Raw genomic sequence first — 21,465 nt, forward strand, 5'->3', positions numbered from 1 at the left:
CCTCAGCCTAGGCGCTGCTCGTCGAGGCCAGAAGTGGCCGACGGGCCGGCCCATCTGGTGCGAACGACCAGATAGGCCGCCAGGCCGAGCGGACCCAGCAGGATCGTCAGGAGCAGCACCGGCGCCATCACCAGCGACGGGACCGCCCGTTCCCGACTGTCGAGCCAGGCCCAACGACCGACGAACAGGTCGAAGGCGATCATGTGCGCCCAGGCCGCCGCCGCGCCGTCGGCACCGCTGAGCAACTCCCGTACGCCGTCCAGGGTGGGGTTTACCACTGCCGGCAGGACCTCACCGAACGCCGAAACCACCAGGATCGCGTAGATCACCACGACCGGCATCACGATCAGCGGCGACCGGATGATCCGCTGGGTGACCGTCCAGTTCGGCAGCAGGATCATCAGCGCCCAGAAGGGTGCCGCGACCGCGAAGGTAAGCGTGAACAACGTGGCGCTCACGCGGTCACCTCCGCCCGCGCGTCACCCTCGACCCCGTCGCCGTGTGGTCCCGCTGACCGCGCCACCGCCGGACCCGCCGATCGCTGCTCACCCGTGCCCGACTGGTGCTGGCCGTCCGGCGCCGCCGGGTGTTCGGCTCCGGTCGTCGGCACCCGACGTCCTGCCAGCACACCGCCGGCAGCCGCGACCGTCACGACCGCCAGCCCCGCGACGGCGGCCAGGGTGAGCGTGTCCGGGCGCAGCAGCGGCTGCCCGCGCAGCGCCTGCCAGGTCAGCAGAACTGTCGAAGCGCCGTAGCCGACACCGACAACGAGCAGCAGCCGCGCCCGCGTACGCCCGTCCAGCCAGCCACCGGCGAACCGGCTCAGCAGCAACGCCAGGATCGGCAGCACCTGCATCCCGTGCAGCCCGACGAAGTGCCCGATCCGCAGGTCTCCACCTGTCGTGCTCCAGCCGACAAGCGGCAGCCCAGGCCCACCGTCGGCCACGCCGACACTGTGCGCCCCGGCGATGCCCTCCATGACGGGAGCCTGATCCGGCATCGTCATCGGTACCGCCACCAGCATGCCGAGCGCGGCCAACGCGAGCCCCAGACCTATCGCGTACCGGCCGGCCCGGTCGGCGATCGGCTGCCGCAGCACCGCGACGCCGATGGCGACGTGCGCGACGAACAACACCATGATCGCCGCACCCATCAGCTGCCACAGTACGGCGTTGAACGGGGTGGTCTCGTTGTAGTGGCTGGTGGTGCCGCGTACCACCTGCCCGACGATGATGCTCATCTCCACCACACCCATGGCGACCACCACGGTGACCGCCCACTCCGCGATCCGGCTGCGACGACGCAGCAGGGAGAGCAGCCAGACCAGGGTGCCGCCGTACAGCACGAAGGACACCGAGAACTTGAACGGCTTGAGCCAGATCGGCGCGCCGGTCAGGACCCGCTGGTCGGCGACGATGCCGACCGCGCAGACGACGGCGAGCACCGCCATCGCCGCCACGAAGACCATCAGGGGGCGGTGCCGGTACGCCCGCCGCGACAGGTTGTCAGTCATGCCTGTAGATGCTTGTCGGCGTACGGCCGGCCGTCGCCCGACCTCAGGCCCCGATCACGGCCGGTGGTGGGTGGCCGTCTCCTCCCTGGGTAGGAGACCGGTAACCGCCCCTGCGAGCAGGGCCCTACGCCTCTGTCGGTGGCGCAGGCGCGGTGGCAGCCTGGCGGGGTAAGGAGGCGATCATGACCACCCTGAAGAAGAAGACGCACTGGACGGTCGGCGACGTGATGACCCGCGACGTCCTGTCGGTGCGGCCCGACACCTCGTACCGCGAGGTGGTCGACGCGCTGGTGGGCAGCGGCGTGAGCGCGGCACCCGTGGTGGACGCGGCGGGCCACGTCCTCGGCGTGGTGTCCGAGGCCGACCTGTTGCACAAGATCGAGGCCGCGGGGGAGGAGCGGCACCGCCGGATCATCGGCGTCCGCCGAGTGGCGGCCAAGGCGCAGGCAACTGTCGCCGCCGACCTGATGACCGCGCCGGCGGTCGTGGTCGAGCCGACGGCGTCGGTGGCGGCGGCGGCTCGGCGCCTGGAGGCCGAACAGGTCAAGCGGATGCCGGTCGTGGACACCGACCGGCGACTCGTTGGAATCGTGTCACGGCGGGACCTGTTGCGCATCCACACCCGGCCGGACGCGGAGATCAGCGCCGACGTCGTCGACAACGTCCTCCGCAGCCTGTGGATCGACCCGAACACCGTGACCGTCGACGTGGTGGACGGCGTGGTGACGGTGTCGGGCACCGTCGAGAGTCGCAGCCTCGCCGGCATCGTGGCCGATCACACGGCCCGGCGCGCCGGCGTTGTCGAGGTGATCGACAGGTTGGCCTGGGAGCGCGACGACGCCGAGCTGATCGACTCGCGGGGCTACGCTTTCGGCACCGCCGAACGCCTCATGCGACCCTCGCGTGACTGACGACCGACTCCGGCATTCCGAGCCGCCGGAGTACCCGGCCCGGCAGGTGGCGGGCCGGGGACCCGGCTGGTACCGGGGTGACGTCCACCTGCACACGGTGCTCTCCGCAGGTGGTGAACTCACCCCGGCGCAGCTCGCCGCCGCCGCCCGCCAGGTAGGGCTGCACTTCGTCGCCACCACCGAGCACAACACCTCGGCCGGGCACGGTGACTGGAGCCGGTATGCGGGCGACGACCTGCTGGTGATCCTCGGCCAGGAGGTCACCACCCACACCGGGCACTGGCTCGCCCTCGGCCTGGCACCGGGACACCAGGTCGAGTGGCGGTACGGCGTGCGCGACGACGCCATCGACCGGCAGCTGGCCCGGGTACGCGCATCAGGCGGGCTCTGCGTGGCCGCGCACCCGTACGCGCCGTACGAGTCCGGGACCCTGGCCTACCCGTACCGGTGCTTCGACGCGGTGGAGGTGTGGAACGGACAGTGGCGCTCGAACCTGCCGTGGAACGCCGACAACGAGGCGGCGCTGGCCGAGTGGGGGCGCAACCTCGGCCACGACATCCATCAGGGACGGTGGTGGCCGGCGGTCGGCAACAGCGACGCCCACCTCGCCGGTCAGCTCGGCACGCCGCACACAGTGGTCCACGCCGAGGAGCTGAGCGTCGACGCGGTCCTCGCCGGCCTGCGGGCCGGCCGGAGCTGGATCGCCGGCTCCACCGCCGTCGACCTGGAACTCACCGCCGCGACAGGTGACCGTGCTGTCGGTGTCGGTGAGCGCCTGGACTCCGGCGGCGAACCGATCGAGGTACGGGTGCGGGTGGCCGGGGTGCCGTCCGGCACCGTCAGCCTGCACACCGAACGCGGCACCGTGCTCCGCGAGCGACTGCCCGAGGACGGCGCGGGCACGATCCGTTGGCGCACCACAGCGCGGGACGGCGGCTACGTCCGGGCCGAGGTGCGCCATCCGGACCGGCAGATGGCGGCCCTGACCAACCCCGTGATCCTGGCCTGACCGGTGTCAGGTGGCGCGGCGTCGCCGACGCCGGGCAGCGCGGCCCGGTCACATCCAGGGGCCGCCCGGGGTCGAGGGGGTGAGGGGTTCAGGGGAAGGGGAGTGGCAATGGGGGAGTCCGCCTGGTTGGCCGAGCGGTTCGAGCAGCAGCGGCCGTACCTGCATGCGGTGGCCTACCGGATGCTCGGGTCGCTCGGCGAGGCGGAGGACGCGGTGCAGGAGACGTGGCTTCGGCTGTCCCGTACCGACTCCGATGAGGTGGACAATCTCGCCGCCTGGCTGACCACTGTCGTCGCTCGGGTGTGCCTGAACATCCTGCGTACCCGGCAGCGGCGGCGCGAGGAGCCGTTGGACATCCGGGTACCCGACCCGATGATCACGCCCGCCGGACCCGACGATCCCGAGCACGCCGCCGTGCTCGCCGACTCGGTGGGACTGGCGCTGCTGGTGGTGCTCGACACGCTGGGCCCCGCCGAACGCCTCGCGTTCGTCCTGCACGACATGTTCGGGGTGCCCTTCGACGAGATCGCCTCGATGATCGACAGGACGCCGGCCACCACCCGACAGTTGGCCAGCCGGGCCCGCCGTCGGGTACGCGGCCAGGCGCCGCCGGCCGACACCGACCTGGCCCGTCAGCGCGTGGTCGTCACCGCGTTCCTCGCCGCCGCCCGCGACGGTGACATCGAAGGGCTCGTCGCCGTGCTGCATCCGGACGTGGTGCTGCGGTCCGACGGCGGCGCCACCCGTGCCCGCCACACCACCGTGATCACCAGCGCGCGGGCGGTGGCCGCCCAGGCCCCGACGTTCGGCCGGTTCTCGCCGTTCGCCCGCCACGCGGTGATCAACGGTGCTGCCGGGGTGGTCGTCGTGGCGTCGGGTCGCCCGTTGTCGGTGATGGCGTTCAGTGTCCGTGACGGGCGCATCGCCGAGATCGATGTGATCGCCGACCCAGATCGGCTGGCCACGTTCGACCTCTCCGCCTTCACGTGATCGCTGCCCGGCACCCGGCAGGCTGAGGTGTCCGTCCGGCACCGCGCTCCGACGGCCCGGCACCTCGACCGGCCGGGCCGGAAGGGGAGGAACGGCCGGGTGGGGCGCGCAGCCGTCGCTGCGCCGGCGGCGGATCAGCGCGGCGCGGCGTACGCCAGTGGCGCGCGGACGTCGTCCCAGGTGCCGGTGAGCGTGGCGCCGGCCGGGGCGGCGGTGGATCCGGGGCGGCGGATCACCCCCAGCTCGACGGCGTCGGTGACGATGAGCGTCGGGTCGCCGTCGACCACCTGACGCACCGCCCCGACCTGGGGTGCGTCGGCGGCGGAGGCGTCGCTTGTGATGTCCATGCTGGGCGCGCGCACCTCCCGCCGGCCGTCGACCTCGAAGTACTCCTCGGCCTGCCCGGTGCCGGCCAGGATGGCAGCGGCGAGGGCGGCCGCGTACACCGGGTCACCCACCGCGTCGTAGACCCAGCGGCGGCCCAGCACCGAGTGCTCGGTGCTGCCGACCAGCCAGTCGTCGGCACCGTCCAACGGCGCCCCACGGTAGGTCAGCGGCACCTGGTGCACCGGCCCGTCACCGCCCCGGACCAGGAGCGTCTCGATGCCCACCTGCCCGGCCGGATCGTCGAACCGGTACGCGGCCACGCGCGTCACGTCGCCGCCGCCCTCGTACCAGTCGCGGGTCGGCAGCCAGGTCGCCAACAGTTCCAGTTTGGTGGGACGGATGTCCGCTCGGTGCAACAACGCCATGTGCCGCATCGTACGCACATCGGGACCAGCCGGCCGCCCACGGGCCGGCTGGAAAACGGTGGCGTCGACGCTCGGCCTGGGCGCAGACTCGGCCGATGACGGACCAGATCCGGCAGCTCACCGAACTCGTCGGGGCGGTGCTCGGCGACCGGCTCGTCGGCGCCTACCTGCACGGCTCGGCCGTGCTCGGCGGCCTGCGGCCCGCCAGCGACATCGACGCGCTCGTCGTCGTCGCCCGGAGCCTGACCGACCGCGAGCGGCGGCTGTTGCTCGACGGGCTGCTGGCCACCTCCGGTGCGGTGCACCGGGCCCGTCCGGTCGAGCTGACAGTTGTCGTCGCCACCGAGGTACGACCGTGGCGCTTCCCGCCGACTGTGGACTTCCAGTACGGCGAGTGGTTGCGCGAGGCGTACCTGGCCGGCACGGTCCCGCAGCCGGAGACCATGGCCGACCTGGCGTTGCTGGCCACGGCGGCCCGTACCGGCGACCATCCACTCGTCGGACCACCCCCGGCGCGGGTGCTGGCGCCGGTGCCCCGCGCCGATGTGGTGCGGGCGAGCCTGGCCGGCGTACCGGACCTGCTCGCCGATCTCGACGGTGACACCCGCAACGTGCTGCTCACCCTCGCCCGCGTCTGGTTCACCGTGGCCACCGGGCGGATCCGTGCCAAGGACGCCGCAGCCGACTGGGCCCTGGCCCGGCTGCCTCCGGAACACCGGCCGGTCCTGGCCCACGCCCGCCAGCTGTACCTGGACTGCCGTTACGAGCAGGAACGCTGGAGCGAGACCCTGCGCGCCCAGGTCCGCCCACACGTCGACGAGGTGCTGCGCCACCTCGAACAGGCCGCACCGCCGGCTCTTCGCTGATCATGCAGTTGTGGCACGAGTAATCGGAAGAATGCACAGATTGTCAGGTGCCACACCTGCATGATCGACGACGCCGGGGTGCGATGCCGGGGTGCGATGCCGGGGTGCGGGGCGTGCGGGGCCGGATCGGACACGACGGTGCAGGGGTGGTGGTCGGCGTCAGGCGGGGTGTGGCTCGGGGGTGCGCTCCTGTTCCCACATCGAGGCCATCTCGTCGAACGCGTGCTCCATGATCTGCTTCATGGCCTGGCGGGCGCCGTCGCCGTCGCGGCGCTGGATCGACTGGGCGACGTCGGCGTGCAGTTGCAACGCCTGCTCGTGTGGGTGGTGGGGCATGAGGTGGTAGTGGTGGCGGCCGGTGAGCACCTCCGCCACCAGGTCCTGGAGCTTGACGAACATCTCGTTGCCCGAGGCGCGGAGCACCCGGCGGTGGAACTCGATGTCCAGGCTGAGGAAGCGCTCCTCGTCGCCGGCCTTGCCGGCGGCCCACATCTTGGCGGCCAGGCCGACCAGTTCGCTCGCCTCGTCGTGGTCGACCCGGTGCGCGGCGAGCCAGGCGGCGTGTGGTTCGACTGCGGTACGCAGCTCGGTGATCGAGCGGAGCTGGGCGATGCGCCCGGCTGAGGCGAGCCGCCAGCGGATCACCTGCGGGTCGAAGACGTTCCAGGCGCCGGCCGGGCGGATCATGACGCCGACCCGCCGTCGGGTCTCGATGAACCCCATCGACGCGAGCACCCGGAGCACCTCGCGGATCACCGAACGGGACACCGCGTAGCGCTCGACCAGCTCGTCGATGTTGAGCACCGCCCCGGGCGGGATTTCCCCGCCGCAGATGGCGGTGCCGAGGTGGTCGAGGACGCGTCCGTGCAGCCCGGCCTCGACAGGGGCGGTCTGGGCGGGCGCGGCCCCCGAGGAGGAGGTCAGATCCACGGTTCGGATCATATCAGTTAGGTCTACCACTTGTTTAAGTCTGCTTTTTCGGCCTAGCATCCGGACGTTAAGCGGATGTAAACGGCCGAGGTCGCGCTCGTCCCCCCGATGCGCCGACCAGGACAGAAGGAGAGACGGACGTGGGACGTCGATCAATGATTGGGACATCTCTGGCGGTGGTGGCCGCAATGACCCTGTCCGCCTGCGGCGGCGGTGAGGACAGCGGAGCCTCGGACACGGTGCGGGTGACGCTCGTCAACCACGTCTGGACCGAGAACATCCGGAAGGCGCTGCCGGAGTTCGAGCAGGCGACCGGGCTCAAGGTCGAGGTCACCCAGCTCGGCGAGGACCAGCTTTCGGACCAGTACAACGTCAAGCTCAACGCGGGCTCCCGCGACATCGACGTGATGATGTACCGGCCGTTGCAGGAGGGCCAGCTGTTCGCCAAGAACAAGTACCTGGCCGATCTGACGGACAAGGCCAAGGAGAGCGCCGACTTCGGGCTGGACGACTTCCAGGAGACGCCGCTGGGCGCGACCACCTACGAGGACAAGGTGGTCGGCATTCCGATCATCACCGAGCAGCAGGTGCTCTACTACCGCAAGGACCTGCTGGAGAAGTCCGGCTTCGCCGCGCCGCCGCAGACCCTCGACGAGCTGAAGGCCCAGGCGGCCAAGATCGAGGCGGACAACCCGGGCGTCGCCGGCTTCGTGTCGCGGACCGGCAAGGCGGCAGCGGTCACCCAGTTCTCCAGCTTCCTCTACAGCTTCGGTGGCGACTTCGTCGACGCGTCCGGCAAGGCCGCCGTCAACAGCGACGCCGCCAAGCAGGCGTACGCCTACTACGGCGGGCTGCTGCGCGAGCACGGCCCGGCCAACATCAGCACCGACATGAGCTGGTCGGAGGCGATGGCGATCTTCACGCAGGGGCAGGCCGCCTTCTACACCGAGGCGAACTCGCTCTACAAGAACGCCACCGACCCGGCCAAGTCGAAGGTCTCCGAGACCGTCGGATTCGCGCCGTTCCCCGCCGGGCCGGCCGGTTCGAAGCCGTACAACATCCCCTCCTGGGGTCTGGCCGTCAACGAGGCCTCGGAGAACCAGAGCAACGCCTGGAAGTTCATCGAGTGGGCCGCCGGCAAGGAGCAGACGCTGGCGCAGCAGAAGGCCGGCGTGCCCGGTGCCCGTACCTCCGTCTGGGAGAACCCGGAGGGCATCGCGACCTACCCGAAGGACATGGCTGACGCGATCACCGTGAGCCTGGCCAACGGCGTGGGCCACGACCGGCCGGTGGTCGAGCGGGTGGCGCAGGCCCGGGAGATCGTCGGGCAGCCGATCGTCGACGCCATCACCGGCCAGGACGCGGCTGCCTCGGCAGACGCCGCGAACGAGGGATTCCAGAAGTTCCTGGACGACGAGGCCCGCTGAGCCCGAGCGCGGGGGTGACGGGGTCGACCACCCCGCCACCCCCGCCCGGCTCTGTCCACCACGGAGATCCGATGCCAGCAGTCACCGCCCCCGAGAGGGCGCCCCGCGGCGCCTCCGTCACGCCCGACACGCCCGGCTGGGCGCGTTGGGCCAACGACCATCGCAAGTGGCTCTTCGCGGCCCCGGCCATGGCCTTCGTCGCCGCGCTGATCATTTTTCCGCTCGCCTGGACGGTCTATCTCAGCCTCACCGACTCGGCGGGCTCCGTCCGCGCCGAGTCGGAGTTCATCGGCTTCGGCAACTACGTCGAGGTGCTCACCGACACCGACCGGTTCTGGCCCGCGGTGGCGCGCACCGGGGCGTTCACCGGGGTCGCGTTGTTCTTCGAAGTGGTCCTGGGCATGGCTGTCGCGCTGCTGCTGTGGCGGCCGTTCCGGGGCGAGAAGTGGGTCCGGGTCGCCATCCTGTTGCCGCTTGTCGCCACCCCGGTCGCGGTCGGCATGATGTGGCGGCTCATCTTCGACCCCAACATCGGCCTGGCCAACCAGGCGCTGGGCTGGGTCGGCATCGGCCCGCAGCCGTGGCTCGCCGGGCAGCACAGCGCGCTGCCCACCACCATCTTCATCGACATCTGGCAGTGGACGCCGATGGTCGTGCTGATCCTGCTCGCCGGACTGACCTCGCTCTCCGACGAGCCGCAGGAGGCCGCGATGATCGACGGCGCCAGCGCCTGGCAGCGCTTCCGGCACGTCACCCTGCCGCTGCTGATGCCCACCGTGATCGTGGCGATCCTGCTGCGCGGCATCGACGCGCTGAAGACCTTCGACATCCTCTACGCGACGAAGGGCCGCGGCGGTGGGTCGTTCCACGAGGTGGAGACGCTGAACGTGTACGCCTACGGACTGAGCTTCGACTACAACGAGTACGGCCTCTCCTCGACGGTGCTGATCCTGTTCTTCCTGATCATCATCGCGTCGATGTGGGCGCTCACCGCACGCCGGAAGGGGGCCGGACGATGAAGCCACGCACCGGGTTCAAGGTGTTCCGCACCATCGCGCTCGTCGTCGTGGTGCTCTCCCTGGTGGCACCGCTGATCTGGATGGTCGCCGCCTCGTTCAAGACGAACGTCGACATCTACGACTCCGCCAAGGCACTGGTCTTCACGCCGACCCTGGACAACTACGGCACGGTGCTGCAACAGGCCAACTACGTGCAGTTCATCGTGAACAGCCTCTGGGTGGCCTTCGCGGCGACGGCCCTGTCGTTGCTGCTGGGCGTGCCGGCGGCGTACTCGATGAGCCGGTTCAACATGCGCAAGTCGGCGCTCGTGGTGCTCATGGCCCGGGTCATCCCCGGCGTCTCGCTGCTGGTGCCCTGGTACTACGTCTTCTCGAACCTGCGCATGGTCGGCGGCTTCAGCGTGCTGATCCTGAGCCACATGTTCGTCTCGCTGCCGCTGATCGTCTACATCATGATGGGCTTCTTCGACGGCCTGCCGGAGGAGTTGGAGGAGGCGGCGCTCGTCGACGGCCTCACCCACATCGGCGCCTTCCGCCGGATCACGCTGCCGCTGTCCGTACCGGGCATCGCCACCGCCGGCATCCTGTCCTTCATCTTCTCCTGGAACAACTTCATGTTCGCCCTGGTCCTCTCCGGCGCGGACACCAAGACCCTGCCCGTGGCGATCTTCGACTTCGTCGGCTACGCCAGCATCGACTGGGGCGGCCTGATGGCGGCGACCACGGTGGTCACCCTGCCGATCATGGTCATCGCGTTGTTCGTGCAGAAGTACATCGTCTCCGGCCTCACCGCCGGTGCGACGAAGGGCTGAGGCGATCATGACGACCATTGCCCGCGTCGAGACCTTCCTCGTGGCACCCCGCTGGCTCTTCGTCCGGGTGGAGACCGACGACGGCATCGTCGGTTGGGGCGAGGCGACCTGCGAGGGCCGCTCCGAGACCGTACGCACCGCCGTCGAGCAGCTCAGCGAGCTGCTGATCGGCCGGGACGCGCTGCGTATCGAGGACCACTGGCAGGTGCTGACCAAGGCGTCCTTCTACCGGGGCGGCCCGATCCTGGCCAGCGCCGTCTCCGGCCTGGACCAGGCGCTGTGGGACATCGCCGGCAAGCGGTTCGGCGCACCCGTGCACCAACTGCTCGGCGGGCCGGTGCGGGACCGCATCCGGGTCTACGGCTGGGTCGGCGGCGACGAACCCGACGAGGTCCGCGACCAGATCGCGGCCCGGGTGGAGGCCGGTCTCACCGCGGTGAAGATGAACGCCTCCGGTCGGATGAGCCCGCTCGCCTCCGTCGCCGAACTCGACGCGGTGGTACGGCGGGTCGCCGCCGCCCGGGAGGTGCTCGGTGAGCACCGGGACGTGGCAGTCGACTTCCACGGCCGCTTCACCCTGGCCAACGCCCGCCGGGTCGCGCCGCTGCTGGAGCCGTACCGGCCGCTGTTCCTGGAGGAGCCGGTGGTGCCGGAGAACTCCCACCTGATCGGCGAGTTCGTCCGGGCCACCACCACTCCGGTCTCGACCGGGGAGCGGCTCTACAGCCGGCAGGAGTTCCTGCCGGTGCTCCAGGCCGGCATCGCGGTGGCCCAGCCGGACCTCGCGCACGCCGGCGGCATCACCGAGGTACGCAAGATCGCCGCGCTGGCCGAGGTGTACGACGTGCAGCTCGCCCCGCACTGCCCGCTCGGACCGATCGCGCTGGCCGCCTGCCTCCAGGTCGGCTTCGCCACCCCGAACTACCTGATCCAGGAACAGAGCATCGGCATCCACTACAACCTCGGCGCCGAGGTGCTCGACTACTGCGTCGACCAGCAGCCGCTGGCCTTCGTCGACGGGTATGTGCAGCGCCTGACCGCGCCGGGACTGGGCATCGAGATCGACGAGCAGGCGGTACGCGCGGCCGACAAACGCGGCCACGCGTGGCGTAGCCCCACCTTCCGGCATCCCGACGGCTCGTACGCGGAGTGGTGACCATGAACCTGGATCTCGCCGCCGAACTCGCCGAGACCCGGCTGTTGGCCATCATCCGGGGCACCGACACCGCCGCCGCCATCGCCGCCGGCACCGCCCTGCTGGCCGAGGGCGTACGCGTGGTGGAGGTGGCGCTGACCACCCCGGGCGCGCTCGACGCCATCGCGGCCATCCGGGCCGACGCCCCGGCGGACACGCTCGTCGGCGCCGGCACGGTGCTCACCGGGTCCGACGTGGCCGACGTGGCGGCGGCCGGCGCGCAGTTCGTGGTGACGCCCGCCGTGGTCGAGTCGATAGCCGAGGCGGCCCGGCGGGACCTGCCGGTCGCGGCCGGCGCGCTCACCCCCACCGAGGCGTACGCGGCGGTGCGGTCCGGGGCGAGCGTGGTCAAGCTCTTCCCGGCCTCGGTCGGTGGCCCCGGCTACCTCAGGGCGGTCCGTGACCCGTTCCCGGACATCCCGTTCGTCGCGGTCGGCGGGGTGGGTCTGGCCGAGCTGCCCGGCTACCTGGCGGCGGGGGCGATCGCGGTGGGCGTCGGCGGCCCGCTGGTGGGCGACGCCGCCTCGGGTGGCGACCTCGACGCGTTGCGCGACCGCGCCCGCCGCTACCGTGACGCGGTGCGGGGAGCACTGCCATGACCGAGCGGCAGCGGGATCTGCTCACCGTCGGCGAGGCGCTCGTGTCGCTGCGGTCCTCCGGTCCCCTGGCGGCCGGCGGGCCGTTGAGCATGCACCTGGCCGGCGCCGAGTCCAACGTGGCGATCGGCCTGGCCCGGCTCGGTCACCGGGCGGCCTGGGCGGGCCGGGTCAGCGACGACGAGCTTGGCGAGTTCGTGCTGCGGCAGCTGCGCGCCGAGGGCGTCGACACCACCGACGTGCGGCGGGACCCGCAGCGCCCGGCCGGGCTGATGTTCCTGGAGCGACGGACCGCCGACGTGTCCCGGGTGCGCTACCACCGGGCCGGATCGGCGGGGGCGGCGCTCGACGTCGACGACCTGCGCGCACCGCTCGCCGCGGGTGCCCGCCTGCTGCACCTGAGCGGCATCACCCCGGCCCTGTCCGACAGCGCGCGGGACGCGGTGACCTGGGCGGTACGCGCGGCGGTCGAGTCCGGCATCCCGGTCAGCCTGGACGTCAACTACCGGGCCGGCCTGTGGTCCCGGGCGGACGCCCGGGCGACGCTGACCCCGCTGGCCGGGTACGCCTCGGTCGTCGTCGCCTCCACCGACGAGCTGGACCTGGTCGCCGGGGCCGGGGCCGACGAGCGTGCCGTCGCCACCGACCTGCTCCGGCGGGGCGTGTCGACGGTGCTGGTCAAGCTCGGCGCCGACGGCGCCCGCGCCTGGACCACCGACGGGGTGGAGCAGGTCCCGGCGGTGCCGGTCACCGCCGTGGACACCGTCGGTGCGGGCGACGCGTTCACCGCCGGCTACCTTTCCGGGCACCTCGACGGGCTGGACCTGACCGACCGGCTCCGGCGTGCGGTGGCGCTCGGGGCGTTCGCGGTCGCCGGCCACGGCGACTGGGAGGGCCTACCCCGCCGCGACGAGTTGTCCCTGATCACCGGCAGCGCCGCCGGCACCACCCTTCGCTGAGCAACACCCTGCGAGAAAGGCACCCCTCGTGAAGATCGTCGCTGCGGACGTCATCGTCTCCAGTCCGGACCGCAACTTCGTCACCTTGAAGATCACAACCGAGGATGGCATCACCGGCCTGGGCGACGGCACCCTCAACGGGCGGGAACTCTCGGTCGCCTCGTACCTGCGTGACCACGTCGTGCCGCTGCTGATCGGGCGGGACGCGCACCGCATCGAGGACGCCTGGCAGTTCCTGTACCGCTCGGCGTACTGGCGGCGCGGGCCGGTCACCATGGCCGCCATCGCCGCGGTCGACGTGGCGCTCTGGGACATCAAGGCCAAGGCCGCCGGCATGCCGCTCTACCAGCTGCTCGGCGGCGCGTCCCGAACCGGCATCATGGCGTACGGGCACGCCTCCGGGCGGGACCTGCCGGAGCTGTTCGACTCCATCCGGGCGCACCTGGACCAGGGCTACCGGTCGATCCGGGTGCAGACGTCGGTGCCCGGCATCAACGCCGTGTACGGGGTCGCCGCGCAGCCCAGCACCGACGGCAAGCGGTACGACTACGAGCCGGCGCAGCGCACCCCGCTGCCGGCCGAGGAGGACTGGGACACCCGGTCGTACCTGCGTCACCTGCCCGGCGTCTTCGAGGCGGTCCGCAACGAGTTCGGGCCGGAGCTGCCGCTGCTGCACGACGGCCACCATCGGATGACCCCGATCCAGGCGGCCAAGCTGGGCAAGGCCCTCGAACCGTACGACCTGTTCTGGCTGGAGGACTGCACCCCGGCGGAGAACCAGGAGGCGCTGCGGCTGGTCCGCCAGCACACCACCACGCCGCTGGCCATCGGGGAGGTCTTCAACACCGTCTGGGACTACCAGACCCTGATCCGGGAACAGTTGATCGACTACGTGCGCTCGGCGGTCACCCACACCGGTGGCATCACCGCGATGCGCAAGCTGCTCGACTTCGCCGCGCAGTATCAGATCAAGTCCGGTATCCACGGGCCGACCGACATCTCGCCCGTCGGCATGGCCGCCGCCCTGCACCTGGACCTGGCCATCCACAACTTCGGCATCCAGGAGTACATGCGGCACGGGCCGCTCACCAACGAGGTGTTCCGCCAGTCGTTCAGCTTCACCGACGGCTACCTGCACCCGGGGGAGCAGCCGGGTATCGGCGTCGAGCTGGACGAGGAGGCGGCCGCCCGGTTCCCGTACCAGCCGGCGTACCTGCCGTTCAACCGGCTGCAGGACGGCACCGTCCATGACTGGTGAACCGGCGACCCGGCACGTGGTGGTGATGGGTGTGTCAGGTGCCGGGAAGACGACTGTGGCCCGGGGAGTCGCCGCCGTCACCGGACTGACCTTCGCCGAGGCCGACGAGTTCCACTCGGCGGCCAACGTGGCCCGGATGCGGGCCGGCGTACCCCTGGACGACGCGGCCCGCTGGCCGTGGCTGCGTGCCCTGGCCGACTGGATGACCGCCCGTCACCGGGAGGGCGTGTCGACGGTGCTGGCCTGCTCGGCACTACGGCGCTCCTACCGGGACGTGCTGCGGCAGGGGCCGCCGGCTGTCGACTTCGTGCACCTGGCCGGGCCGACCGAGGTCATCCGGGAGCGGCTGGCGCTGCGCTCGGGCCACTACATGCCGGCCAGCCTGCTCGATTCCCAGACCGCCACCCTGGAACCGCTCGCCCCCGACGAGCAGGCCCTCGTCCTGGACCTGCGACTCCCCACCCAAGACCTGATCACGACAACCCTCAACCACCTCAACCTCCCACCCCACCCCTAACCCCTAGCCCCCCGCCCTCCGCCCTCCGCCCGCGTCGATCTTGCACTTTTCGTCCCGGCGAGGGCCGCGAAACGGGGTGATTCGCCGACCAAAAGTGCAAGATCGACGGGGCTGGGCTGGGCTGCGCGGGGGCTGGTGGGGTGGGTAGCACGGGGGTGGGGTGGCGTGGTGGGTTTGGGGGTTTTCGGGGTGCGGGGTGGGGTGGCGGGTGACCATCTGGGCGTTGGCCGGGAACGGTTGGCGGTGACGCGACGGGTGGGCGGGCGTGCGGGAGACAGCGGTCGAGCCGATCGTCAGTGGTGACGACGGCAGCCTGGCGGAGCGGGTGTGGCGCAACGCGGATGAGGATCCGGACGCGGTGCAGTTCGTCCGGCCCGACCCGGACCCCCGGTCGTGGCCGGTTCGACGCTCCGGGCGGGGCGGCGCCCTGCCGGTGACCTGCCGGCAGTTCCGCGACGACGTGCTGGCGGTGGCCCGTGGTCTCGTCGCCGCCGGTGTCGCGCACGGCGACCGGGTCGGCCTGCTCAGCCGCACCCGGTACGAGTGGACGCTCGTCGACTACGCCCTCTGGTCGATAGGTGCGGTGACCGTGCCGATCTACGACACCTCCAGCACCGAACAGATCCGCTGGATGCTCGGCGACTCCGGTGCGGTCGGCTGCGTACTGGAGACCGCCGACCACGCCGTCAGCGTGGCCGCGCTGCGGTCGGAGCTGCCCGAGTTGCGGCAGACCTGGCGTATCGATGCCGGCGAACTTATCGAGCTGGTGGCGCAGGGCCGTGCCGTCGACGTGGCCGAGGTGGACGCCCGCCGGGCCGCGGTGACCGGCGACGACATCGCCACGATCGTCTACACCAGCGGCACCACCGGGCCACCGAAGGGCTGCGTCCTGGCCCACCGAAACCTCTCCGCGGACATCGGCAACGCCACGGCGGTGCTGCCCCAGCTACTGCATCCGGGTGCGATGACTGTGCTGTTCCTGCCGCTGGCGCATGCCTTCGCCCGGCTGATCCAGATCGGCATGGTGCACACCCGGGCGACGATGGTGCACAGCGCCGACCTCTCCGGGGTGCTCGACCAGTTGCGCCGGTTCCGGCCCACCTTCATCCTCGCCGTGCCCCGGATGTTCGAGAAGATGCACGACCAGGCCCGCCAGACCGCCGAGGACGCGCACCGGGGATGGCTGTTCGGTCTCGCCGAGTGGGTTGCCGTGCGGTACAGCCGCGCACTGGACACTCCGCATGGGCCCGGAAAGCTGCTCCGCCTGGCGCACCTGGTGTGCGAACTCGCCGCGTACCGCCGGTTGCGCGCCGCGCTCGGCGGGCGGTGCCGGATGGCCATCGTGGGTGGCGCGCCGCTGGGGGAGCGGCTGGGGCACTTCTTCCGGGGCGCGGGCATCACGGTCCTGGAGGGGTACGGGTTGACCGAGACGTCGCCGGCGCTGACCGCGAACCTGCCGACGGCTATGCGGATCGGGACTGTCGGGCGACCACTGCCGGGGGTCCGGATCCGGATCGCCGAGGACGGCGAGGTCCACGCCCGGGGCGAGGTGGTCTTCGGCGGCTACTGGCACAACCCGGAGGCCACCCGGGCGGCGTTGACCGAGGACGGGTGGCTGCGTACCGGCGATCTCGGCATGATCGACGATCACGGTTTTCTGCGGATCACCGGCCGGACCAAGGAGATCATGGTCACCGCCGCCGGCAAGAATGTCGCGCCCGCACCCATCGAGGAGCGCATCCGCACGCATCCGCTGGTCAGCCAGGTGATGCTGGTCGGCGACACTCGTCCGTACGTCGCCGCACTTGTCACAGTGGACCCGCAGGCGTGGACGCGCTGGCGGGAGCAGCACGGGCTCTCCGGGGCGTCGGTGTCGGCGTCGCGGGACGACCCGAGGCTGCGGGGGGAGATCCAGGTCGCGATCGACCGGGCCAACCGGAGCGTCTCCCGGGCCGAGCAGGTCAAGACCTTTCGGATCCTGCACCGGGATCTCACCGAGGCCGACGGGGAACTCACCCCCACTCTCAAGATCAAGCGGGAGGCCGTGCTGGACCACTTCACCGACGAGGTCGCCGCCCTCTACCACGGTCACTGAGGCCGGTGCCGCACCGCCGCCGCCCAGCCGGTGCTGATCATGAACAGCGCGGCGCTGTAGGTCGCCATCACCAGCACGTCGTGCCCGGGCAGCCGGGTACCGCCCGCGCCGAGCCCGATCAGCAGGTCCGAAAAGAGGGACAGCGCACCACCGGCCGTGACCCGCCGGCCGACAGCGGTGGCGGCCGCCGCCATCAGGCTCAGCGCCAGGCTGTACCCGAGCACCGGTAGCCGTAGGTCGCCCAGTCGCGGCCAGAGCAGCGCGTTCGCCACCGCCCACAGCGTCAGGTACCCGGCCACCGCCGCCGGTCGGGGCCGGCGGTGACCGACGAAGGCGGCGATGAACGCGAGCTGGGTGCCGAGGAAGCAGCCCATCCCGACCAGGAACGCGGTGTCCGACGGGACCAGCAACGCGACGTCCCCGGCGGTGGCGAGGACCAGACCCACGGCGATCGGCCGGTCGGCCGCGTGGACCCGCCAGAGCCAGGCCAGCAACAGTGGCGCCAGCAGCGGCTTGGCCAACCACTGCGCCGCGCTCACGTCGGAGGCGACGGCTACCAGTTCGACGGCCACCATGACGGCGAACGCCCAGAGCAGCGCCGCGTCCCGGCCCGGCCACCGTACGACAGCCGGTCGTCGCCTCGGGCCGGCGCCGGTCGCGGTGTTCACCGGGCCGGCTGCCAGCCCGGGCGGCCCAGCAGGTACCCGAGCCGCTCCCGCCAGGACCTGGCGGTACGCAGGTCCCGCCAGATCGCCGCGTACTCGTGGGTCGCCACCCGCAGCGGGTTGTAGGTACCGATGTTCCTGGTCAGGCCGTACCGGACCGTGTCTCCCTCGGCCTGGAAGGTCCCGAAGAGCCGATCCCAGATGATCAGGATGCCGCCGTAGTTGCGGTCCAGGTACTCGGCGTTCGAGCCGTGGTGCACCCGGTGGTGCGAGGGGGTGTTGAACAGCAACTCGATCGGCCGGGGCAGCAGATTGATCCGCTCGGTGTGCAGGAAGAACTGGTAGAGCAGGCTTATCGACTGCTGAAGGAAGATCATCCACGGTGGAATGCCGAGCAGGGCCAGGCCCAGCCAGAAGGGCAGGGACGTCATGGGTGTCCAGCTCTGCCGCAGCGCCGTGGAGAAGTTGAAGAACACGCTGGAGTGGTGCACCACGTGCCCCGCCCACAGGAGCCGGACCTCGTGGTGCGCCCGGTGGAACCAGTAGTAGGCGAAGTCGTCGGCGAAGAACAGCAGCACCCAGACCCACCAGTCGCCGGGGGAGAGCTGCCACGGCGAGATGGTGTACGCGGCGGCGTACAGACCGATCGTGAGCAGCTTCCAGGGAACACCGATGACCTGGCTACCGGCGCCCATGGTCAGGCTGGTGGCGGTGTCCCGGGCCTCGTAGCCCCGCTCGGCGTCGTCCGGCGCGAACCGGTACGACAGCGCCTCGACGGTGATGAGCAGGAGGAACGCGGGGATGGCGTAGAGCACGGCGGGGATCATGCCCGGCTGTCCTTTCTGGTCGGGGCGGCGAGCGCGGCGGTGAGCAGCGAGCGGGCCTGTTCGGCGGCCTCGACGTCCCGGCCGTCGGCGATGGCCGAGGCCAGCCGGCGGTGCCCGGCGACGTCGAGCAGCTCGGTGGCGCGCCGCTGCGGCGGCACCTCGGCCACCGCCAGCGCGCCGGCCACCAGGCTGTTGAAGGCCAGCAAATACGCGGTGTTGCCACAGCCGTCCAGGATGAGCCGCCACACGGCGATGTTGGCCTCACCCATCGCGGTCAGGTCGGGGGCGAGGTCGGCGAACTCCTCGACCGCCCGGGCGATCCGCCGGCGCGTCGCGTCATCGGCCCGGCGGGCGCAGAGGCGGGCCGCGTCCACGCCGATGCAGGCCCGCATGTCCATCATGTCGCGCACCAGGGTGGTGACCGGCAGGACGTCGCCGGAGCGGACAAGTGACAGCGCCAGGTCCAGGCCGGCGTGCACCCGCCAGTCCAACACCCGGGTGGCCCCGCCCTGGCTGACCCGGACCAGGCCGAGTTGCTGCAACCGACCCAGCGCCTCCCGTACCGCGTGCCGGTTCACCTGGAAGGTCGCGGCCAGCTCACGCTCACCGGGCAGGGTGTCGTCGGTGCGGTAGGTGCCGCTGACGATGGCGTCGCGCAGCTGCCCGAAGACCAGGTCGGCGACGGAGGCCCGGGTGACGGGGACGAATGCCATGCCGGGCAGTGTGGCCCAGGACATATCAACCCGTCAACTGGTTGGACCAGTAGCTGACGCTCGATATCGACACGCCCGGTGGCTGGTGACCAGGCCGTCGCGGTGAGTTAGGGTGCGTTCGCAGCGGGTGGCGGACGGGTACGGGAGGCGTCGGTGACGAGACGACCGCATGGCCTCGTCCGCGCGGTCCTGCGCCTCGGCTTCCTGACCGTGCTCGCCGGGGCCGCCTGGTGCGCCTACGACGCCGCGTCGGCCGCTCCGGCCCGGGCCGCCGAGGAGCCGCCGGCCGCCACCCAGGACGGCCCTGTCATCCGTGCCGCCGAGCTCGTCCGGGACCTGCTCACGCCGGTGCTCGCCGCGGATCGGCCCGCCCCGGAACCCGTCGCACCGCCCCCTCCGCAGGTGGCCGATCCGCCCCGACCGCCCTCCTCCGACGAGCACCCGGGGCGGCCCGCGCCACCACCGACGGATGACGCGCCGCCGGAGCTGCCCAGGCGACAGGTGCCGGCGGGGCCTGCCGACCAGGTGCCGCCGGGGGACCGGTCCGGACCTCCCGCCGCCGGCCCGGCCGCACGGCCGACGCCGCCTGCCGGTGGGCAGCCGCCGCAGGACACCGCGCCACCACCTGGCGCGACACCCCCGGCCGGGCGGGCTCCACTGTCGAGCGATCCGACCACGTCGGACCCGGCGCCCTCGCACCCGGCGTCACCTCGGGCGGCTCCCGGCCGGGCGGATCAGGCGCCGCCGGCCGACCGGGTGGCCGGGCCCCCGGCCCCGAGCCCGCACGACCGGTCCGCGGAGACGGTGGCAGGACTGCTCGGGTCACTACCCGAGGCGGTACGCGACGAGGTGGCCGCCGTGGTCGCTGCCGCGGGGCCCCTCACCGACCCGCTGCTCGCCGTCCTCGAGGAACTCCTGGGTTCCGGGTCGCCGCCGCTCGACTCCGTCGTGGGGGGCCTGGATCCTGTCCTGGCACCGATCCTCGACCTGCTGGAACCGGTGCTCGACGTGCTGCCACCAGTCGACGGCCCACCCCAGCCCGCCCCGGTGCCGACGCCTACCGATCCGAGCCCCCAACCCGAGCCGGAACCGGCCGCGCCGCCGGGAGCGGGAGTCGACCCGGTGCCGCCGGGCGCACCGGTCCGGGCCCTCCCCGGCCCGGACACCGCGTGGTTGGTCCAATCCGCCGACCAGATCACCCGGCACGGGTACGGCGGCTCGTCGGCATCGTTGTCACGAGCCACCGAGGCAGGGGGACAGCACGACCCGGACCGGCAGGCCGAACGTCCGCCGGGGCAGCCACCCCTGTCGCCGGCACCGGGGACAAGCGGCGCCGAGCAGACCCCGACCGCGCACAGCGGTTCGGCCGACACGGCGACGGCCGGTTGGTCGCCGCCTGCGGTCAGCAGTCGGTTGACCCGGCTGCCGCCTACCCGGCACCGGCCCTCCCGCTCGCCGCGCCCACGCAGCCGACCGGCTTGACCGCAGCGCCAGCCACTGCCCGCGCCGCCACGGCGGCCGTGGTCTCGTGGCGCGACACCTGACGTCGGCCGTACCCCGCTGACCGTCCCGGCCCGCCCGCACAGCCTCGCGGTGCCGACCTCGACCACCATCCTCGCGACCTCACGCCCAACCAGGAGTACCCATGCACGTCACCCTGCCGGTCAACCGTGCCCGATGGTGCGACCTCGACTGGATCGTCGACCTGCTCACCGCCACGATCGTCCCGACCGCCCTCGGCGCGTGGCTCGTACCCGACAAGCGCCGACGCCCGGCCGTGATCGCCGCCGTGGCCCGCATCTGGACCGAGCACGCCCTGCTGTTCGGCGACGCGTTCCTGCTCAAGGACGGGACCGCCGCCACCGTCTGGTTCCACCGCTATCGTCCGATCCCGCCGCCACCTCGCTACGACGAGCGGCTCGACGACGCCAGCGGCGAATTCGCCGTGCGCTTCCGCCGGGTCGATCACATCCTCGCCGCGCGGCGTCCCGTCGAGGCGCACAACCACCTGGCGTTCCTCGCCGCACCCCCGGATGCCGACCGGGCCGGTCAGGCCGCCGCCGTCCTCGCCGGCAGTCACCGGTACATGGACAATCTCGGCCTGCCCAGCTACGCGGAGGTGCACGGCGCCGACGACATCCGCCTCTACCGGCGACTCGGCTACCGGGTCCGGCACCGTCTGTCGCGTCCTGACGGAGTCACGATCAACCTGCTCTGGCGGCCGGTACCGTCGGTCCGGATCAGCCCGTCCACAGCTCCGGCGCGGCCGATGCGACCCGCTGGGCCGCCGGCTCTGACCGGGCCGGTGGTGGTAGCCGCTGCCGGTGGGGGCGTCGCCTGCGGGTGATCCGTCCGGACGGCACGGATGCGCGCGGGTCGGCCTCGGCCGGCCCGCGCGCTGCGGTTCACGG

At 71.9% G+C, this 21,465-nt stretch carries 22 protein-coding genes; 15 read left to right on the plus strand and 7 right to left on the minus strand.

Features of this window, described 5'->3' with window-relative positions:
• Window positions 1-2: 2 nt before the first annotated feature.
• Together CLT74_RS06350 and CLT74_RS06355 are read right to left on the minus strand one after the other, a co-directional pair.
• Window positions 3-458: an ABA4-like family protein gene (locus CLT74_RS06350; protein ID WP_099845717.1), complete on the minus strand. Its 456-nt coding sequence runs from the start codon at window positions 456-458 to the stop codon at window positions 3-5.
• On the minus strand, window positions 455-1,513 hold the full coding sequence (locus tag CLT74_RS06355; RefSeq protein ID WP_486582041.1) for a hypothetical protein: 1,059 nt from the start codon (window positions 1,511-1,513) through the stop codon (window positions 455-457). Before CLT74_RS06355 ends, CLT74_RS06350 begins: the two co-directional genes overlap by 4 nt.
• 182 nt (window positions 1,514-1,695) lie before the next feature.
• Here CLT74_RS06355 and CLT74_RS06360 point away from each other — a divergent pair, with 182 nt between their 5' ends.
• The 3 genes from CLT74_RS06360 (at window position 1,696) to sigJ (ending at window position 4,423) form a co-directional block, all read left to right on the plus strand.
• On the plus strand, window positions 1,696-2,424 hold the full coding sequence (locus CLT74_RS06360) for a CBS domain-containing protein (RefSeq protein WP_099851406.1): 729 nt from the start codon (window positions 1,696-1,698) through the stop codon (window positions 2,422-2,424).
• Window positions 2,417-3,433, plus strand: coding sequence for a CehA/McbA family metallohydrolase (locus tag CLT74_RS06365; RefSeq protein WP_199172127.1), 1,017 nt, complete (start codon window positions 2,417-2,419; stop codon window positions 3,431-3,433). The genes CLT74_RS06360 and CLT74_RS06365 overlap by 8 nt, the downstream gene beginning before the upstream one ends.
• Window positions 3,434-3,541: 108 nt before the next feature.
• On the plus strand, window positions 3,542-4,423 hold the full coding sequence (sigJ, locus tag CLT74_RS06370; protein WP_099845718.1) for an RNA polymerase sigma factor SigJ: 882 nt from the start codon (window positions 3,542-3,544) through the stop codon (window positions 4,421-4,423).
• 134 nt (window positions 4,424-4,557) lie between these two features.
• Here the strand turns inward: sigJ and CLT74_RS06375 are convergent, their stop codons facing one another.
• Window positions 4,558-5,175, minus strand: a complete 618-nt coding sequence (locus CLT74_RS06375; RefSeq protein WP_099851412.1) for a CG0192-related protein — start codon at window positions 5,173-5,175, stop codon at window positions 4,558-4,560.
• A gap of 95 nt (window positions 5,176-5,270) precedes the next feature.
• Between CLT74_RS06375 and CLT74_RS06380 the strand changes: the two genes are divergently transcribed.
• Window positions 5,271-6,041: an aminoglycoside adenylyltransferase family protein gene (locus CLT74_RS06380; RefSeq protein ID WP_099845719.1), complete on the plus strand. Its 771-nt coding sequence runs from the start codon at window positions 5,271-5,273 to the stop codon at window positions 6,039-6,041.
• A gap of 159 nt (window positions 6,042-6,200) precedes the next feature.
• On the opposite strand, the gene CLT74_RS06385 is transcribed toward CLT74_RS06380, so the two are convergent.
• Window positions 6,201-6,971, minus strand: a complete 771-nt coding sequence (locus CLT74_RS06385; protein WP_486582044.1) for a FadR/GntR family transcriptional regulator — start codon at window positions 6,969-6,971, stop codon at window positions 6,201-6,203.
• Between the two features lie 188 nt (window positions 6,972-7,159).
• Between CLT74_RS06385 and CLT74_RS06390 the strand changes: the two genes are divergently transcribed.
• The 9 genes from CLT74_RS06390 to CLT74_RS06430 all read left to right on the plus strand — a co-directional run bounded on the left by CLT74_RS06390 (window position 7,160) and on the right by CLT74_RS06430 (window position 16,849).
• Window positions 7,160-8,398, plus strand: a complete 1,239-nt coding sequence (locus CLT74_RS06390; RefSeq protein WP_486582046.1) for an ABC transporter substrate-binding protein — start codon at window positions 7,160-7,162, stop codon at window positions 8,396-8,398.
• Window positions 8,399-8,469: 71 nt separating this feature from the next.
• Window positions 8,470-9,417, plus strand: coding sequence for a carbohydrate ABC transporter permease (locus CLT74_RS06395; protein ID WP_199172128.1), 948 nt, complete (start codon window positions 8,470-8,472; stop codon window positions 9,415-9,417).
• Window positions 9,414-10,229, plus strand: coding sequence for a carbohydrate ABC transporter permease (locus tag CLT74_RS06400; protein ID WP_099851415.1), 816 nt, complete (start codon window positions 9,414-9,416; stop codon window positions 10,227-10,229). Before CLT74_RS06395 ends, CLT74_RS06400 begins: the two co-directional genes overlap by 4 nt.
• A 7-nt stretch (window positions 10,230-10,236) precedes the next feature.
• Entirely contained in the window at window positions 10,237-11,385 is a 1,149-nt protein-coding gene (dgoD, locus tag CLT74_RS06405; RefSeq protein ID WP_099845723.1) for a galactonate dehydratase, read from the plus strand.
• Window positions 11,386-11,387: 2 nt separating this feature from the next.
• Window positions 11,388-12,023 (plus strand): bifunctional 4-hydroxy-2-oxoglutarate aldolase/2-dehydro-3-deoxy-phosphogluconate aldolase, encoded by a 636-nt coding sequence (locus CLT74_RS06410; protein ID WP_099845724.1) that lies wholly within the window; start codon window positions 11,388-11,390, stop codon window positions 12,021-12,023.
• Window positions 12,020-12,979 (plus strand): sugar kinase, encoded by a 960-nt coding sequence (locus CLT74_RS06415; RefSeq protein WP_099845725.1) that lies wholly within the window; start codon window positions 12,020-12,022, stop codon window positions 12,977-12,979. Before CLT74_RS06410 ends, CLT74_RS06415 begins: the two co-directional genes overlap by 4 nt.
• Window positions 12,980-13,007: 28 nt before the next feature.
• On the plus strand, window positions 13,008-14,237 hold the full coding sequence (manD, locus tag CLT74_RS06420; RefSeq protein WP_099845726.1) for a D-mannonate dehydratase ManD: 1,230 nt from the start codon (window positions 13,008-13,010) through the stop codon (window positions 14,235-14,237).
• Window positions 14,227-14,754 carry a gluconokinase gene (locus tag CLT74_RS06425; protein ID WP_099845727.1) on the plus strand — a complete coding sequence of 176 codons (528 nt, stop codon included), beginning with the start codon at window positions 14,227-14,229 and terminating at the stop codon, window positions 14,752-14,754. The genes manD and CLT74_RS06425 overlap by 11 nt, the downstream gene beginning before the upstream one ends.
• 265 nt (window positions 14,755-15,019) lie before the next feature.
• Window positions 15,020-16,849: an AMP-dependent synthetase/ligase gene (locus tag CLT74_RS06430; protein WP_099845728.1), complete on the plus strand. Its 1,830-nt coding sequence runs from the start codon at window positions 15,020-15,022 to the stop codon at window positions 16,847-16,849.
• Here the strand turns inward: CLT74_RS06430 and CLT74_RS06435 are convergent.
• Genes CLT74_RS06435 through CLT74_RS06445 form a run of 3 tightly spaced genes read right to left on the minus strand, consistent with a single transcriptional unit; the run spans window position 16,843 to window position 19,054 of the window.
• Window positions 16,843-17,517 (minus strand): lysoplasmalogenase, encoded by a 675-nt coding sequence (locus CLT74_RS06435; protein WP_486582051.1) that lies wholly within the window; start codon window positions 17,515-17,517, stop codon window positions 16,843-16,845. The genes CLT74_RS06430 and CLT74_RS06435 overlap by 7 nt on opposite strands.
• Window positions 17,514-18,341, minus strand: a complete 828-nt coding sequence (locus CLT74_RS06440) for a sterol desaturase family protein (protein ID WP_099845729.1) — start codon at window positions 18,339-18,341, stop codon at window positions 17,514-17,516. Before CLT74_RS06440 ends, CLT74_RS06435 begins: the two co-directional genes overlap by 4 nt.
• A complete protein-coding gene (locus tag CLT74_RS06445; RefSeq protein ID WP_099851420.1) occupies window positions 18,338-19,054 on the minus strand; it encodes a GntR family transcriptional regulator in 717 nt (238 codons plus the stop codon). The genes CLT74_RS06440 and CLT74_RS06445 overlap by 4 nt, the downstream gene beginning before the upstream one ends.
• Window positions 19,055-19,207: 153 nt before the next feature.
• Here CLT74_RS06445 and CLT74_RS06450 point away from each other — a divergent pair, with 153 nt between their 5' ends.
• Entirely contained in the window at window positions 19,208-20,536 is a 1,329-nt protein-coding gene (locus tag CLT74_RS06450; RefSeq protein WP_099845730.1) for a hypothetical protein, read from the plus strand.
• Between the two features lie 163 nt (window positions 20,537-20,699).
• A complete protein-coding gene (locus CLT74_RS06455) occupies window positions 20,700-21,401 on the plus strand; it encodes a hypothetical protein (protein WP_099845731.1) in 702 nt (233 codons plus the stop codon).
• Window positions 21,402-21,465: the final 64 nt, after the last annotated feature.

This window comes from Verrucosispora sp. CNZ293 (assembly GCF_002754655.1).